Source organism: uncultured Arthrobacter sp. (assembly GCF_947495145.1).
GTDB lineage: Bacteria > Actinomycetota > Actinomycetes > Actinomycetales > Micrococcaceae > Arthrobacter_D.
The window spans coordinates 107019-120707 of sequence record NZ_CANLXP010000004.1; the positions used below are offsets into that span (position 1 = coordinate 107019).

The window sequence follows — 13689 nt, forward strand, 5'->3', positions numbered from 1 at the left end:
AGGGCCGATAAGAACTACACGCCGGAGGGTGTTGCTCCCGCGGCGACCGCAGCACGCGCAGCGGCAGGTAGCGCCGCCACGATCTGTTCCATGGCCGCGTCATCGTGTGCCGAGGAAAGGAACCACGCCTCAAAGACCGATGGAGGCAGGTAGACGCCCGACTCAAGCATTGAGTGGAAGAACGGCGCATACCGGAAAGTCTCCTGCGCCTGCGCGTCGGCGTAGTTCGACACACCCAGTTCAGACGTTCCGAAGGCAATGCTGAAAAGGTTTCCGGCGCGCTGGACGGAATGGTCGACGCCGGCACGCGACAACTCCTCGGACACCGCCGCAGACAGTTCCAGGGAGCGCGCATCGATGGAGCGGTATACCTCGTCCGTAGCGTGGGTCAACTGGGCGACGCCTGCCGCCATCGCGAGCGGATTGCCCGACAACGTGCCGGCCTGGTAGACCGGCCCCAGCGGCGCCAGGTATTCCATAACGTCTGCGCGGCCACCTAGTGCAGCCGCCGGCAGTCCACCGCCGATTACCTTGCCGAAGGTCAACAGGTCCGGCGCCCAACCCTCGGACTCACCGGTCAGCCCCCAGTAACCGCCCGGACCCACCCGGAAGCCGGTCAGCACCTCGTCCAGGATGAGCAGCGAGCCGTGGTCGGAAGTAATTCTGGACAGGGCCGCATTGAACCCTGGAGCAGGCTTCACCACACCCATGTTCGCCGGGGCAGCTTCCGTAATGATCGCCGCGATCGAGTGCCCGTGTTGTGCGAAGGCGGCCTCCACTGCTTCGACGTCGTTATACGGCAGCACAAGGGTCTCCGCAGCGGTGGCGTCAGTTACCCCCGCGGATCCCGGCAGGGCCAGGGTTGCAACGCCGGATCCCGCTGCAGCGAGCAGGCCGTCAAGATGTCCGTGGTAGCAGCCGGCGAACTTCACGATGAGGTTGCGGCCTGTGAAACCGCGTGCAAGGCGCACTGCGGTCATGGTTGCTTCAGTGCCGGTGGAGACCATCCGGATGCGTTCGACGGCGGACACCCGGTTCCGGACCAATTGCGCCAGTTCCGCTTCCGCAGGCGTGGATGCGCCGAAGGACAATCCGCGGTCAGCGGCACTATGGACGGCGTCCAGCACGGCAGGGTGGGCGTGACCGAGCAGCGCCGGCCCCCAGGAGCACACCAGGTCAACGTACCGGCGGCCGTCGGCGTCCGTAACGTAGGGCCCCTGCGCCGACACGAGGAATCGCGGGGTGCCGCCGACGGAACCGAAGGCGCGTACCGGGGAATTGACCCCGCCGGGCATGAGGGTCTGGGCACGCGCAAAGAGGTCTTCGGACTGTGTCATCTAATCATTCTCCTTCAGCCACATTGCCAGCTCGGTCGCCCAGTACGTGAGGATGATCTGCGCACCGGCACGCTTGATGCCGAGCACCGACTCCTCGATTGAGCGACGGCGGTCAATCCAGCCGTTCGCGGCGGCAGCCTCGATCATGGCGTACTCCCCCGATATCTGGTAGGCAGCGACCGGAACGGGCGACATCGCCGCGACGTCCGCCACAATGTCGAGGTAGCTCATCGCCGGTTTGACCATCACCATGTCCGCGCCTTCCTCGAGATCCAACTGAACTTCAAGGAGCGCTTCGCGACGGTTTGCTGCATCCATCTGGTAAGTCCGGCGGTCACCGGTCAACTGGGAGTCCACAGCCTCCCGGAATGGGCCGTAGAAAGCCGAAGCATATTTCGCTGCATAGGCCAGCACTGCTGTGCCCTGGTGTCCGGCGTCATCAAGCGCGCGCCGGATGACACCGACCTGACCGTCCATCATTCCGGACGGGCCAAGTACGTGGGCGCCGGCGTCGGCCTGGGCCACGGCCATCTGCGCATAGAGTTCGAGCGTTGCGTCATTGTCCACTGCGCCGTCGGCCGTCAGCACGCCGCAGTGGCCGTGATCGGTGAATTCGTCGAGGCAGACGTCGCTCATGATGACGAGTGAATCCCCCACCTCTGAGCGGACATCGGCAATTGCCCTGTTCAGGATGCCGTCCGGGTCGATTCCGGCGCTGCCGGTTGCGTCACGATGCGCCGGAATCCCAAAGAGCATAATGCCCCCGATGCCCAGTCCAGCGGCTTCCGAGGCAGCGCGCCGGAGGGTGTCGGAGCTGTGCTGGACCACGCCGGGCATCGAGCTGATGGCCACCGGTTCGGTCAATCCCTCGCGGATGAATGCGGGCAGGATCAATTCGGCCGGGCTGAGCCTGTTCTCTGCAGTCAGCCTGCGGATTGCAGAGGTGGAGCGCAGCCGGCGCGGTCTGTGTTGAGGGAAGCTCATGCGTTAGTTCCTCTTCCGATGATTGACGACGGCGGTGCTCACCGCGTCTGCAATTCCTGCCGGGCTCGGCAATGCCGCTGTTGCGTCGATCCGTAGTCCGAGCGCTGAAGCGTCCCGTTCGGTGCGTCGCCCGATGGCGACCGTTGCCACGGTGTCAGGCAGCATTTCCATCATGGCATGAAGGCGGGCTGCGATGCTGGGCGAGGTGAGGACGACGGCGTCAACCTGTCCCTGCCGAAGCCGCGCCGCCAGTTCCTCCCGGCTCACGGCGGCTGCAGCATGCTCAGGGTCAGCGCTGACTCCGCTGATCCGTCTTCCGGCAGCGGCGGGGTAGTCGACGGTTCTGTAGGCGACGACTGTGTCCGCGGTCCAGCCGCGTGCGGACAGCCCGGCCCGGAGCGCGTCGGCCGCGAGGTCCGATTGGGGAAGCAGAGCCCTGCCGGGTTCCGAAGGCAAGCAGGCAAGGAGTCCTTCGGCTGATTGATCATCCCCCGGCGTCAAATGGACTGCAACCCCGAGCTCTTCGAGGGCGGCGCCGGTGGCGGCTCCAACAGCGGCTACCCGCGCCGATCCGATCAGCGCTGGCAAGGGAACTCTCCGCTCGTGGGCCCACCGTGCAAGGACTCGAACCGTGGTCACACTGGTGATTACCAACCAGTCATAGGAAGGTGCTGCGTCGAGGAGCCGGTCCAGCTCGCCTGTGTCCGCCGGCAGTTCCCAGTCGATCATGGGCACCAGCAGGGTTTCCGCTCCCCTGACGGCAAGTTCCGCAGCCATGGCAGCGCCCCGGTCCGGGCTTCGCAGCAAAGCTACCGTGATCCCGGCGAGAGACCCGGAGTGAGTCTTGGAGAGGTCACGTTCTGCTGGGCTGCCGGTGCTCATGAAGCCGCGGTAAGCCCGGCAATCTCCGCTGCCCCGTTGGCAAGGAGCTCCTCAGCCAGCACCACGCCGACGGCGGCCGCGCCGTCCACGGTGAGGGCCGTCGTCGCTCGGGTGCGGCGCAGCAGGCGGCTGCCGTCCACGCTGCACACCACGGCTTCAAGGCTCAGCGACTCACCATTCACCGTCGCATGGGCGCCGATGGGTGCTGTACAACCTGCCTCGAGCCGGCGGAGGACGGCACGCTCCGCGGTGACCGCCAGGCGCGTGGGCGCGTGATCGTAGTGCTGGAGCGCAACAGCCAGAGCCGCCGACCCGGCGTCGTCGTTTCGGCACTCGACGGCCAGCGCGCCCTGACCGGGAGCCGGCAGCATCAGCGCGGGATCCAGGTACTCCGTAATCAGTGCCTCGCGGCCAAGACGGGAAAGGCCGGCGGCTGCCAGCACGACTGCATCGAGATCACCCGGTCCACCGTCCACCAGCCCGGCTACCCGGGCCAGCCGTGTGTCGACGTTGCCGCGGATGTCAATCACCGACAGGTCTGGGCGGGCAGCCCGCAGCTGGGCGGCGCGCCGGGGAGAGCCGGTTCCAACGCTCGCGCCTTCGGGCAGCCCGGCGAGGGTAAGACCGTCGCGGGCACACAGAGCATCGCGGATATCGGCGCGTTCGGGCACCGCGGCGACAGTGAGTCCCTCCGCCTCGCCCGTCGGCAGGTCCTTCAGGGAATGCACCGCGACGTCACACGTATCGTCGAGCAGCGCCTCGCGGAGTGCCGCGACGAAGACGCCGGTTCCGCCGATCTGCGACAGCGAGGCGCGGTTGACGTCGCCGGTGGTGCTCACGCGCACCAGCTCATAGTCGAATCCACCCAGGCGGGCAAGCGACTCGGCGACCGTGGTGGTCTGCGTCAACGCCAGAGCGCTGGCGCGCGTCCCTACCCGGACAGCCTGGTTCATGCCTGCTCTGTCCCGGGAAGGCCGACGGTGGAGTCCGCACCCGCAACCGTGGGCTTCTCTCCCCTGCGGTTGGCGCAGCAGTTGGGGCGGCACACGTCATACCAGGGGCCCAGGTCGGTAGCCGCGGGGCGCTCCAAAATGGTGTTGTCGGCGGTTCGCTCGCTGACGAGGTCGATAAGGCCGGAGACAAACCGGGCGTGCGTTCCGGGCGTTGGTACGCGCTCTGCCACCAGGCCCAGTTCGGCGCACGTTTCCATTGCCTCGGTGTCCAGGTCCCAGACGACCTCCATATGGTCGCTCACGAACCCGAGCGGCACAATGACCACACCCTTGGCTCCGGTAGCGGCCAGATCGCCCAGTGCGTCGTTGATGTCCGGCTCAAGCCATGGAATGTGCGGGGCACCGGAGCGGGACTGGTACACCAGCGACCACTCGGACTCGGCTGCCTCAGGAACCCGGTCGAGCACGGCCTGTGCGGTGGCGAGGTGCTGCGCGACATAGGCGCCGCCCTCGAGGATGGGGCCGCCGTCTTCATTCCGGGGGCCGGCAGCGTCCGCATCGCCGATGGGGATGGAGTGCGTTGCAAACATGATGTGCACGGGTGCGTCCGCCTCACCGTCTGCGGCCAAACGCTCCCGGACTGACTTCAGCCCGTTGGTGACACCCTCCACGAACGGCTCGACGAAGCCTGGGTGATCAAAGTACTGGCGGACCTTGTCCACCTCGAGCTTGCCTGCCAGCCCGGTTTCGACCAGTGCCATGCCGAGGTCTTCGCGGTACTGTCGGCAGCTGGAGTAGCAGGAGTAAGCGCTGGTGGTGACGGCGAGAATGCGGCGGTGGCCGGCGTCGTACGCGTCCTTGAGAGTGTCCGCGATGAACGGCGCCCAGTTGCGGTTGCCCCACAGCACCGGCAGGCCAATCCCGCGGCGGGCGAGTTCCGCTTCCATGGCGGCTTTCAGCTCACGGTTCTGCCGGTTGATCGGGCTGATGCCGCCGAACGCGCGGTAGTGATGTGAGACCTCTTCGAGCCTTTCATCGGGGATTCCCCGGCCGCGGGTCACGTTGCGCAGGAAGGGAATGACGTCGTCCTGGCCTTCCGGCCCGCCGAACGACGCAAGCACGATCGCGTCATACTTCTTCGGTGCCATCCGGCCGTTTTCATCGACGCCGTCCAGCGGATGGAAAGTGGGAATGCTCATCGGAGTACCTCGGCTACTTCCTGCGCAGTGATTCGCCGGCCGGTGTAGAACGGGACTTCCTCACGAACGTGCCGGCGGGCCTCAGTCTCGCGAAGGTGGCGCATGAGATCCACCAGGTCCACAAGTTGGGGTGCTTCGAGTGCCAGGATCCATTCCCAGTCGCCGAGTGCGAACGAGGACACCGTATTGGAGAGGACCTGGGGATACTGGCGACCCTTCATGCCATGGTCATACAGCATGGTCCGGCGTTCCTCGCTGGGGAGGATGTACCAGTCATAGGATCGCACGAAGGGGTACACGCAGACCCATGACTCCGGAGCGACCCCGCGTGCGAAAGCAGGTGAATGGCTCTTCGAGAATTCGGCGTCGCGGTGCACGCCCATTGCGGACCACGCGATCTCAGCACCGGCCAGTGTTGCCGTACGCCGAAGGGTGCGGACGCCGGCCTGGAGATCCTCCGCCTCAGAGCCGTGGAGCCACACCATAATGTCGGCATCAGCCCGCATCGCAGATACATCATAGAAACCGCGGACGCTTACGCCGGCCGCCTCGAGTTCCGAGATCGCGGTGTCAAGCGCACCGCCGTCGTCGGGCGTGCCGGCTGACCGCTTGAAGACGGTCCAGAGCGTGTAGAACTGGGAGGTTTCGGCGTCGTCACCGCTCTGGGAGGTGGTGCCGGTGGAGGGACTCTGCATGTGTTCGTGACCCGCATTCTCGCTCATGGATCCAGTCTGCTCCTGTCATCAGGCAAATGAAAATTGATCGGTTCTACAGGCGGTAGAAGGTTATCAATTTCACAGGGCCGCTGTCAGGTCCCGGTTGCAAGGCGACGGGCGAGGGCGGCGCCGCGGTCGCGTGCATTGTCGATCACCGACACCAGACCCGTGCCGGCGAGCCAGGCGCCGGTGATTTCGAGGCTTCGGTCATCGGCGGCGGCAGCCCGAACTCGTGCAACGCGGTCCCGGTGCCCGAGGGTGGCATGCGGCAGCGCATTGGTCCATCGGACCACGTCCCAGTCGACGACGTCGGCGGGGTCGATTTCGATCCCGAGCAGCACCGAGGCGTCCTGGAGAGCAGCCTTGAAAAGGTCCTCGTCGGGCAACCGTGCGGTTTCATCATCGCCGGCGCCGCGCCCGAAGGACAGGCGCAACACATGGCTGCCCGGCCCCGCCCGTTCTGCGAGCCAGGCCCACTTGGCGGTGGCGTGCGTGAGCGCTTTGGCACGTACGCCGGGGGTGTCCGGCGCGACCAGCACTCCAGTGCCCCGTGGTGCAGCGTCCAGCTGCGGCACATCCACCACCAGACTGACAAGCGCCACTGCCGGCACCACTTCCGGACGGTCTTCGCTCAATCGCGGAACAGTTGGGATCAGCAGGTCGACGGCGGAGGGACCGTCAGTCGCAACCACGACGGCGGCGGCCTTCAGCGTCTGTGCCTCGGAAGTGACGGTCCAGCCGTCGCTTGTCCGCTCAAGGTCCCTCACCCGTCCCGACGTCCGGAGGATGACGCCGGCCTGCTCCAGGCGCTGTGTGAGCGCCGTAGCCAGCTGGTGCATTCCGCCGTCAAGGCCCGCGACCGCGGTACCCGCCGGCGCGGCCTTCCGCATGGCTCCGACAGCCGCGCCGAGTGATCCATGCTTACGCATCATGGCCCGCAGCCCCGGCACGGCGGCGTCAACGTCGAGGCCGTCCGGGTCGGCCGACAGGACACCTCCGACGACGGGTGCCACCAACCGCTTCAAAACCTCCGGTCCCATTCGGGCCCTGACCACCGCTCCCAGACTCAGCTGCTCCTGGTTGAGCAGTCCGCCCAGGGGCAGCGCACGGTCCAGGCTTGCCCGCACGCTCGCTGCGCGCCCGATCAGCCGGGCCAGCTCCGGATCACGCACGTCGGCTGGTATGCCGAGGAGACCGGATTTCGGAAGGGGAAGGTCAATGGATCCGCCGTCCTGGGAGGGCAGGTGAAGCCAGGCACCGGCGGAATTAGGGGTGCGAATCAGATTGCCCAGTCCCAGTTCACGCGCCAGGGCGGGCACGGTGTCGGAGCGGGTCGAGAACGACTCCGCGCCGGCGTCGAGCGTTAGCCCCGCCAATTCATGACTGGCGACGGACCCGCCAAGCGAGGCAGACGCCTCCAGGACGGTCACTTGCTGCCCCGCCGCCGCCAGCTCCCGCGCCGCACACAGCCCCGCTATGCCACCTCCAATGACGACGACGACGGCGGGACCAGTGCTTGTCTGCTTCTCGCGGCTCATCGGCTGGGCGGCACCGAGTGGATGAGCGATACAACCCGGGTCAGCACCTCAGGATCCGCATCCGGCGGGACACCGTGGCCAAGGTTGACAACGTGGCCCGGCGCCGATGAGCCGGCTTCCAGCACTGCCCTTATATGCGCCTCCAGAACCTCCCAGGGTGCCGAGAGCAGTGCCGGGTCGATATTGCCCTGCAATGCAACGGTCCCGCCGAGCCGCCGGTTCGCTTCGTCGAGCGGAAGCCGGTAGTCCACCCCCACGACGTCGACGCCGACGTCGCGCATAGCCACCAACAGCTCCGAGGTGCCCGTGCCGAAATGCACGAGGGGCGCGCCGAGGTGGCGCACGTGGTCGAGGGCACGGGACGACGCCGGCGCAACGTGCTCGACATAGTCCGCCAGTCCCAGCGAACCCGCCCAGGAATCAAATAGCTGGCCGGCGCTGGCACCGGCTTCGAGCTGTGCCTGCAGGAACCGGCCGGAGGCGTCTGCCGCCCACTCGGTGAGTGCCCGCCAGACGGCGGGGTCGGCGTGCATCATTGTGCGCGGGCCGAGGTGGTCGCGGGAAGGCTTCCCCTCGACCATGTAGGCGGCGAGCGTGAACGGCGCTCCTGCGAAACCGATCAGCGGCGTGCTCCCGAGTTCGGCGACCGTACGCGCCACAGCCTCGCGAATGGGATCCAGTGCGCGGTCGGTCAGCTCGGGCAGCGCTGCGACGTCCGCTGCGCTGCGGATGGGGCTTCCCAGCACCGGTCCGACACCTGGCACAATGTCCACATCCACTCCGGCAAGCTTGAGCGGGATCACGATATCGGAGAAGAAGATGGCAGCATCGACCTGGTGCCGCCGGACCGGCTGCAGGGTGATCTCAGCGGCCATGGCGGGGTCAAGGCAGGCGTCAAGCATTGCGGTTCCCTCGCGGAGCGCCCGGTACTCGGGCAGGGAGCGTCCAGCCTGGCGCATGAACCAGACCGGCCGGCGGGAAGGCGTCTTGCCCCGGTACGCCTGAATGAGCGGAGACTCCGTCGTCGTGCCGTCCATGAGGGGGTGCGTTGCGCTGAGGGTCATAAGTCGATTCTGCCGAAGTTCGACCCGCTTGGATAACTGCACCGATCCGTGGTGGTCGAAATCACCTTCCGCTGTGCCTCTTCCCAAGCCGGCCAAACACCCCGGATCCGCTCAATAACGCGGATTCTGTTGACCGAAACAGCCGTCCAGCTTAGGTGTGCCTATTAGGGTTCGGGTGCCCGTTTTGGCTATGCTGGGAGGGCTGTGAACTACTTTTCCCTGGTTGCAACCCACTCGGATATCGATCTGGAGACCGTCGCCCGACTCAGTGTCGGGGCGTCCCAGGTCGCTTCGTCCGCGCTGCAGGACAGTTCGGCACTCAACGGAGCCGTAACCCTGGCGACCTGCAACCGCTTTGAAATCTACGGTGAGGCCGCTTCCGAAGCCGACATCGAGGCCGCCCGCTCCTCGCTCATCGCAGCAATCAGCAACGAGTCCGGGCTCCCCAAGAGCAAGGTGTCAGGATCCTTCTCCACCCTCACCGGACAGGACGTACCGCGCCACTTGTTCAGCGTCAGTGCCGGGCTGGATTCCGCCGTCGTCGGTGAACGGGAGATTGCGGGCCAGGTGCGGCGCGCGCTCGTTGAATCCCAGGGCGTGGGAACCGCCAGCGGCGGGCTCGTGCGGCTCTTTCAGGCAGCCTCGCGCACTGCCCGTGATGTAGGGGCCCAGACTGCTCTCGGTGCGCGCGGCCGCTCGATTGTCTCCGTCGCGCTTGATCTGGCAGCGGATCTCTCCAGCACCCGCGAGCTCGCGGAGAAGTCAGTGGTCGTTTTCGGAACCGGCGCCTATGCGGGTGCCACCATGGCCCTCCTTCGGGAGCGTGGCTGCACCGACATCTGCGTCTACTCTCCATCCGGAAGGGCTGAGAGCTTCGTCGCCACACGGGGCGGAACTGCACTGACCGACGAAACACTGCCCGCAGCGCTCACCAAGGCCGATGTGGTGATCGGCTGCAGTGGCAGCGAGCGGCGTGTCAGCGCCGAGGATATCCGTCAGCTGCGGCAAGGCATTGACCGCACTCTTGTGATCGTCGATCTTGCGCTGAACCACGATTTCGATCCGGAAGTCGACTGGGTGGAAAACGTCGAGCTCATCACCCTGGAATCCGTGCGTCTGGCCGCGCCGGAAGAGCAGGCCGAATCACTTCGTCAGGCAGGCGAGCTGGTAACCGACGCCGCCAAGTCTTTCCAGGAGCAAGCCAACTCGCGATCTGTGGATGCGGCCATCGTCGCGTTGCGCAAGCACACCCAGCAAGTGCTCGACGCCGAGATGAGCCGGGTTCGCGCACAGCACGGGTGCACTGCCGCGGCGGAGGAAGTCGAGTTTGCCCTGCGCCGAATGGTTCGCCAACTGCTGCATGTCCCCACTGTCCGTGCGCGGCAGCTGGCAGCCGAGGGCCGCCAGGAAGACTACACGGCGGCTCTTGAGGCACTGTACGGAATTGAACCGGACGACGGCGTTGCGCCGCTTGCACAATCGTGCCCCGTCCACGAGGTGAGCGAGCCACGCACAGGCACTGCCTGAGCAGCGCTGCCTGAGCAGCGAGCGGCGTGCGGCGAGCGGCGGTGCAGCATCCTGCTACAGCAGAAGGCCGCGTCAGTACACCGGCTTTTCCGGTTCGACGTCGCGGACCCATTGCAAAATTCCGCCCTCCACGTTGTAAACCTGCTGCGCACCGTGTTCGCGCAGATACCGGACCACGTTGGCAGACCGGGTACCCGCCTTGCAATGGACGTAGATCTCACGCTCAGGGTCGAGCTCCGTCTCACCGGTGAGGATCCGGTTCTGGGGCACCAGGGTGGCGCCTTCGATGCGGACGATGTCGTACTCTCCAGGCTCCCGCACGTCGATCAGGTCAAAGTCCCGCGTTCCCGTGGCACGCTCCTGAAGCAGTTCCTCGAGACGCCCGGCGGTGACCGTGGGGAGCTCGTCCCCTTCCTGAGTTACAGCCGGTTTGAGACCGCAGAACGCTTCGTAGTCGGAGAGTTCGGTGATCGGAGCGGCGGAGGGGTCACGGCGCACGCGCAGTTCCCGCCACGTCATGTCGAGCGCATTGAAAATCAGTACGCGGCCGAGGAGGGATGATCCGATACCCGTGATCAGCTTGATCGCCTCATTAACCATGACCGAGCCGATCTGCGCGCACAGGACGCCGAGCACGCCGCCCTCTGCGCAGGAAGGAACGGCCCCGGGCGGCGGTGCTTCCGGGTACAGGTCTCGATAGCTGGGGCCGCCGACCGATGGCTTGGGCCAGAACACGCTCACCTGCCCGTCGAAGCGCAGGATGGAACCCCAGACGTACGGTTTGCCGAGGATTTCAGCGGCGTCGCTTACCAGATACCGGGTGGCGAAATTATCGGTTCCGTCCAGGATCAGGTCATAGCCGGCGAAAATATCGAGGACGTTGCTGGTATCCAGCCGCACCTCGTGCCGAATCACCGAGACATGCGGGTTGAGGTCTGCGATGCTCTGCGCAGCCGAGCTTGCTTTGCTCTGGCCAACATTGCCCACTCCATGAATCACCTGGCGCTGCAGATTGGTGACGTCGACGACGTCGTCATCCACAATCCCCAGAGTTCCAACGCCGGCAGCGGCCAGGTACAGGAGCGCCGGTGAGCCGAGGCCGCCCGCACCGATCACCAGTACCCGAGCGTTTTTGAGCCGCTTTTGAGCCAGGAGGCCGAACTCCGGAAGGATCAGGTGGCGGGAGTACCGCTCCGTCTCCTCCCTGCTCAGCTCGGCATGCGGCTCCACCAACGGACCGGGAGAAGGAGTCAAAGAACTCATGCTTCAATCTATGCCCACTTTTGCCGTCCCGCGCAATGTACGGAACGACTCGTGCGGCACGGCACAACCGGAGAAGATTCTGCCCGCCGACGTTGGACTGCGCGGGTAGACTGGAAAACCCTGCTGCCCCGGCGGCGAGAACGCAAATCCATCACCAGACACACAACCGAAAGCCTGGACACGTGAGCTCAGAGGCAACGGCAAGCGGAAAGGCCACACGGCTGCCGCGGGACGAGCGACGGCGGCAGTTACTGGGCGCGGCGCACGAAGTGTTCGTTGCCAACGGGTATCACGGTGCGGCAATGGATGAGATCGCCGAAGTCGCCCATGTCAGCAAGCCTGTGCTGTACCAGCACTTTCCCGGTAAGAGAGAGCTGTACCTGGCACTGCTGGAGAGCCATCTGGCCTCACTGACCGAGCTGCTGGTGGAGGCGCTGCGGTCAACCTCCGACAACAAGCTGCGTGTCCAGGCGACGATGCGGGCTTATTTCCAGTTCATCGCGCAGGACAGTCAGGCGCACCGCATCGTGTTTGAGTCGGACCTGAACAACGACCCTGATGTCAGCCGGCGCCTTGAGGCTTTCAACGCACATTTCGCGGATCAGATTGCCGGCGTCATCTCCGGCGACACAAGACTTTCGCATCTCGAGGCCACCCTGTTGGGGCGGGCGATGGCCGGTATGGCCCAGGTAAGTGCGCGCTATTGGCTTGAGACGGATGGCAGTCTGGACATCGATGCGGCCAGTGAGCTGGTCTACCGTTTAGCTTGGCGCGGAATTAGTCGGTTTCCCAAGGAAATGTGAGTTACATTTCCCTTAGTCGGGTGGGGTCACGCAATGTGCGCCCTCGAAATCACCTGTTCGTCAATGAAAGGCTTTAGCTGTGGAGATCAAGATCGGCGTCCAGAACGTTAACCGCGAGATTGTGCTGGAATCCAACCAGACGGCGGACGAGGTGGCCGATGTCGTCAGCAAAGCCATGAACGGCGGCGCAGAGCTCCGGTTGACCGATGCCAAAGGACGCCAGGTAATTGTTCCCTCCGGCGTTCTCGGGTACGTGGAAATTGGCGAAAGCGAATCCCGCCGCATCGGATTCGGCGCTCTCTGACCGAGCGGGTACCCCAATGGTTTCGCTGATAGTAGTCTCCGGCGTCGCCATCTCCATCGGGTTCCTCGTGTGGTTCGCCGACCGCCGGCATCACCGCTATGGCATGCTGCTGCTTCCGGCCACGTGTCTCTGCGCGGCCCTGATCCTGTGGGTCATCCTCCAATTTGCAGGGCTGGGCTACCATCCAGATCTGTTCTGGCTGGCCTGGCTTCTGCCGCTTGTTGTGTCGTCCGCCATCACGATCGCAGCCGCCTGGTGGTTCGGGCGTCACCGTGAGCAGGCGGACGCCGAGGCCATGACCGCGATCCTGAAGCGGCGTTGATCCGCTAGAAATCCGCCCGGCCGTCGAAAGACGATGACGCGAGCGCATGCTCCCGCTTCGGGATCCTTCCCGCCCGTGCTGCAAGCCTCCCGGCGAGAACTGCGTGACGGAACGCTGTGGCCATGGCGACCGGGTTCTGCGCGCGGGTAACAGCCGTGGCAAGCAGCACAGCGTCGCATCCCAATTCCATGGCAAGCGTTGCATCCGAAGCCGTACCGATCCCGGCATCAAGCACGATGGGAACGCCGGCACGTGACACGATGAGTTCGATATTGTGCGGATTCAATATGCCGAGCCCGGTCCCGATGGGTGCACCAAGCGGCATGACGACGGCGGCTCCCAGGTGTTCGAGCCGAAGTGCCAGCACCGGGTCGTCGTTGGTGTAGGCGAAGACAGTGAATCCGCGAGCAACCAGGGCTTCTGTCGCCTCCACCAGTTCGACGGCGTCCGGCAGCAGGGTCTGTTCGTCGGCAATGACTTCAAGCTTGACCCAGTTCGTTTCGAGCGCTTCGCGGCCCAGCTCGGCGGTCAGGACGGCGTCGCGTGCGGTGAAACAGCCGGCTGTATTCGGCAGGATGTGCATGTTCCGGGAGTTCAGTAGCTGAAAAAGCGATGCTCCAGCCTGCGCGTTGTAGCGACGCATTGCTACGGTGGTCAGTTCGGTTCCGGAGGCGGCGAGTGCCTCCCCGAGTCCTTCCATACTGGGTGCTCCGCCTGTGCCCATGATCAGTCGGGATGTCAGATCTACCGCATCGATTACCAGCGGGTCGGTGTTCGTGGGTGTGTCCGTCTGCATC

14 protein-coding genes are annotated in these 13689 nt (G+C 65.3%); 4 read left to right on the plus strand and 10 right to left on the minus strand.

The features are described 5' to 3' along the window. Window positions 1-14: 14 nt before the first annotated feature. From hemL to hemE, 8 genes are all read right to left on the minus strand, one after another. Complete coding sequence (gene hemL, locus Q0877_RS04395; RefSeq protein WP_299166071.1) at window positions 15-1337, minus strand: glutamate-1-semialdehyde 2,1-aminomutase; 1323 nt, start codon at window positions 1335-1337, stop codon at window positions 15-17. Continuing rightward, on the minus strand, window positions 1338-2321 hold the full coding sequence (hemB, locus tag Q0877_RS04400) for a porphobilinogen synthase (protein WP_299166073.1): 984 nt from the start codon (window positions 2319-2321) through the stop codon (window positions 1338-1340). It abuts the gene before it with no gap. Window positions 2322-2324: 3 nt separating this feature from the next. Next, entirely contained in the window at window positions 2325-3203 is an 879-nt protein-coding gene (locus Q0877_RS04405) for a uroporphyrinogen-III synthase (RefSeq protein WP_299166075.1), read from the minus strand. Beyond that, on the minus strand, window positions 3200-4156 hold the full coding sequence (hemC, locus tag Q0877_RS04410) for a hydroxymethylbilane synthase (RefSeq protein ID WP_299166076.1): 957 nt from the start codon (window positions 4154-4156) through the stop codon (window positions 3200-3202). Before hemC ends, Q0877_RS04405 begins: the two co-directional genes overlap by 4 nt. Beyond that, entirely contained in the window at window positions 4153-5355 is a 1203-nt protein-coding gene (locus tag Q0877_RS04415) for a ferrochelatase (RefSeq protein ID WP_299166077.1), read from the minus strand. Before Q0877_RS04415 ends, hemC begins: the two co-directional genes overlap by 4 nt. Next, window positions 5352-6077: a hydrogen peroxide-dependent heme synthase gene (gene hemQ, locus Q0877_RS04420; RefSeq protein WP_299166078.1), complete on the minus strand. Its 726-nt coding sequence runs from the start codon at window positions 6075-6077 to the stop codon at window positions 5352-5354. The genes Q0877_RS04415 and hemQ overlap by 4 nt, the downstream gene beginning before the upstream one ends. An 86-nt stretch (window positions 6078-6163) precedes the next feature. Further along, complete coding sequence (gene hemG / locus Q0877_RS04425) at window positions 6164-7609, minus strand: protoporphyrinogen oxidase (RefSeq protein ID WP_299166079.1); 1446 nt, start codon at window positions 7607-7609, stop codon at window positions 6164-6166. Continuing rightward, a complete protein-coding gene (gene hemE / locus Q0877_RS04430) occupies window positions 7606-8673 on the minus strand; it encodes a uroporphyrinogen decarboxylase (RefSeq protein WP_299166081.1) in 1068 nt (355 codons plus the stop codon). The genes hemG and hemE overlap by 4 nt, the downstream gene beginning before the upstream one ends. 204 nt (window positions 8674-8877) lie before the next feature. On the opposite strand from hemE, the gene Q0877_RS04435 reads away from it, so the two are divergent. Next, window positions 8878-10200: a glutamyl-tRNA reductase gene (locus tag Q0877_RS04435; protein ID WP_299166082.1), complete on the plus strand. Its 1323-nt coding sequence runs from the start codon at window positions 8878-8880 to the stop codon at window positions 10198-10200. Window positions 10201-10272: 72 nt separating this feature from the next. Here the strand turns inward: Q0877_RS04435 and moeB are convergent, their stop codons facing one another. After that, window positions 10273-11463, minus strand: coding sequence for a molybdopterin-synthase adenylyltransferase MoeB (moeB, locus tag Q0877_RS04440; RefSeq protein ID WP_299166083.1), 1191 nt, complete (start codon window positions 11461-11463; stop codon window positions 10273-10275). 182 nt (window positions 11464-11645) lie between these two features. Between moeB and Q0877_RS04445 the strand changes: the two genes are divergently transcribed. From Q0877_RS04445 to Q0877_RS04455, 3 genes are all read left to right on the plus strand, one after another. Then, on the plus strand, window positions 11646-12266 hold the full coding sequence (locus tag Q0877_RS04445) for a TetR/AcrR family transcriptional regulator (RefSeq protein WP_299166084.1): 621 nt from the start codon (window positions 11646-11648) through the stop codon (window positions 12264-12266). Window positions 12267-12345: 79 nt separating this feature from the next. After that, window positions 12346-12570, plus strand: coding sequence for a DUF3107 domain-containing protein (locus Q0877_RS04450; protein WP_299166085.1), 225 nt, complete (start codon window positions 12346-12348; stop codon window positions 12568-12570). A gap of 16 nt (window positions 12571-12586) precedes the next feature. Continuing rightward, a complete protein-coding gene (locus Q0877_RS04455) occupies window positions 12587-12892 on the plus strand; it encodes a hypothetical protein (RefSeq protein WP_299166086.1) in 306 nt (101 codons plus the stop codon). A 4-nt stretch (window positions 12893-12896) separates the two neighbouring features. Here Q0877_RS04455 and Q0877_RS04460 read toward each other — a convergent pair whose 3' ends face one another. Then, window positions 12897-13688, minus strand: coding sequence for a thiazole synthase (locus tag Q0877_RS04460; RefSeq protein ID WP_299166087.1), 792 nt, complete (start codon window positions 13686-13688; stop codon window positions 12897-12899). Window position 13689 lies beyond the last annotated feature (1 nt).

What these genes read in the sequence shown, in the direction of transcription:
- Q0877_RS04455 (WP_299166086.1), top strand. Translation starts at nt 12,587, where the DNA reads ATGGTTTCGCTGATAGTAGTCTCCGGCGTCGCCATCTCCATCGGGTTC.
- Q0877_RS04460 (WP_299166087.1), bottom strand. Translation starts at nt 13,688, where the DNA reads ATGCAGACGGACACACCCACGAACACCGACCCGCTGGTAATCGATGCG.
- hemG (WP_299166079.1), bottom strand. Translation starts at nt 7,609, where the DNA reads ATGAGCCGCGAGAAGCAGACAAGCACTGGTCCCGCCGTCGTCGTCGTC.
- hemB (WP_299166073.1), bottom strand. Translation starts at nt 2,321, where the DNA reads ATGAGCTTCCCTCAACACAGACCGCGCCGGCTGCGCTCCACCTCTGCA.
- hemE (WP_299166081.1), bottom strand. Translation starts at nt 8,673, where the DNA reads ATGACCCTCAGCGCAACGCACCCCCTCATGGACGGCACGACGACGGAG.
- hemL (WP_299166071.1), bottom strand. Translation starts at nt 1,337, where the DNA reads ATGACACAGTCCGAAGACCTCTTTGCGCGTGCCCAGACCCTCATGCCC.
- hemC (WP_299166076.1), bottom strand. Translation starts at nt 4,156, where the DNA reads ATGAACCAGGCTGTCCGGGTAGGGACGCGCGCCAGCGCTCTGGCGTTG.
- moeB (WP_299166083.1), bottom strand. Translation starts at nt 11,463, where the DNA reads ATGAGTTCTTTGACTCCTTCTCCCGGTCCGTTGGTGGAGCCGCATGCC.
- hemQ (WP_299166078.1), bottom strand. Translation starts at nt 6,077, where the DNA reads ATGAGCGAGAATGCGGGTCACGAACACATGCAGAGTCCCTCCACCGGC.
- Q0877_RS04415 (WP_299166077.1), bottom strand. Translation starts at nt 5,355, where the DNA reads ATGAGCATTCCCACTTTCCATCCGCTGGACGGCGTCGATGAAAACGGC.
- Q0877_RS04405 (WP_299166075.1), bottom strand. Translation starts at nt 3,203, where the DNA reads ATGAGCACCGGCAGCCCAGCAGAACGTGACCTCTCCAAGACTCACTCC.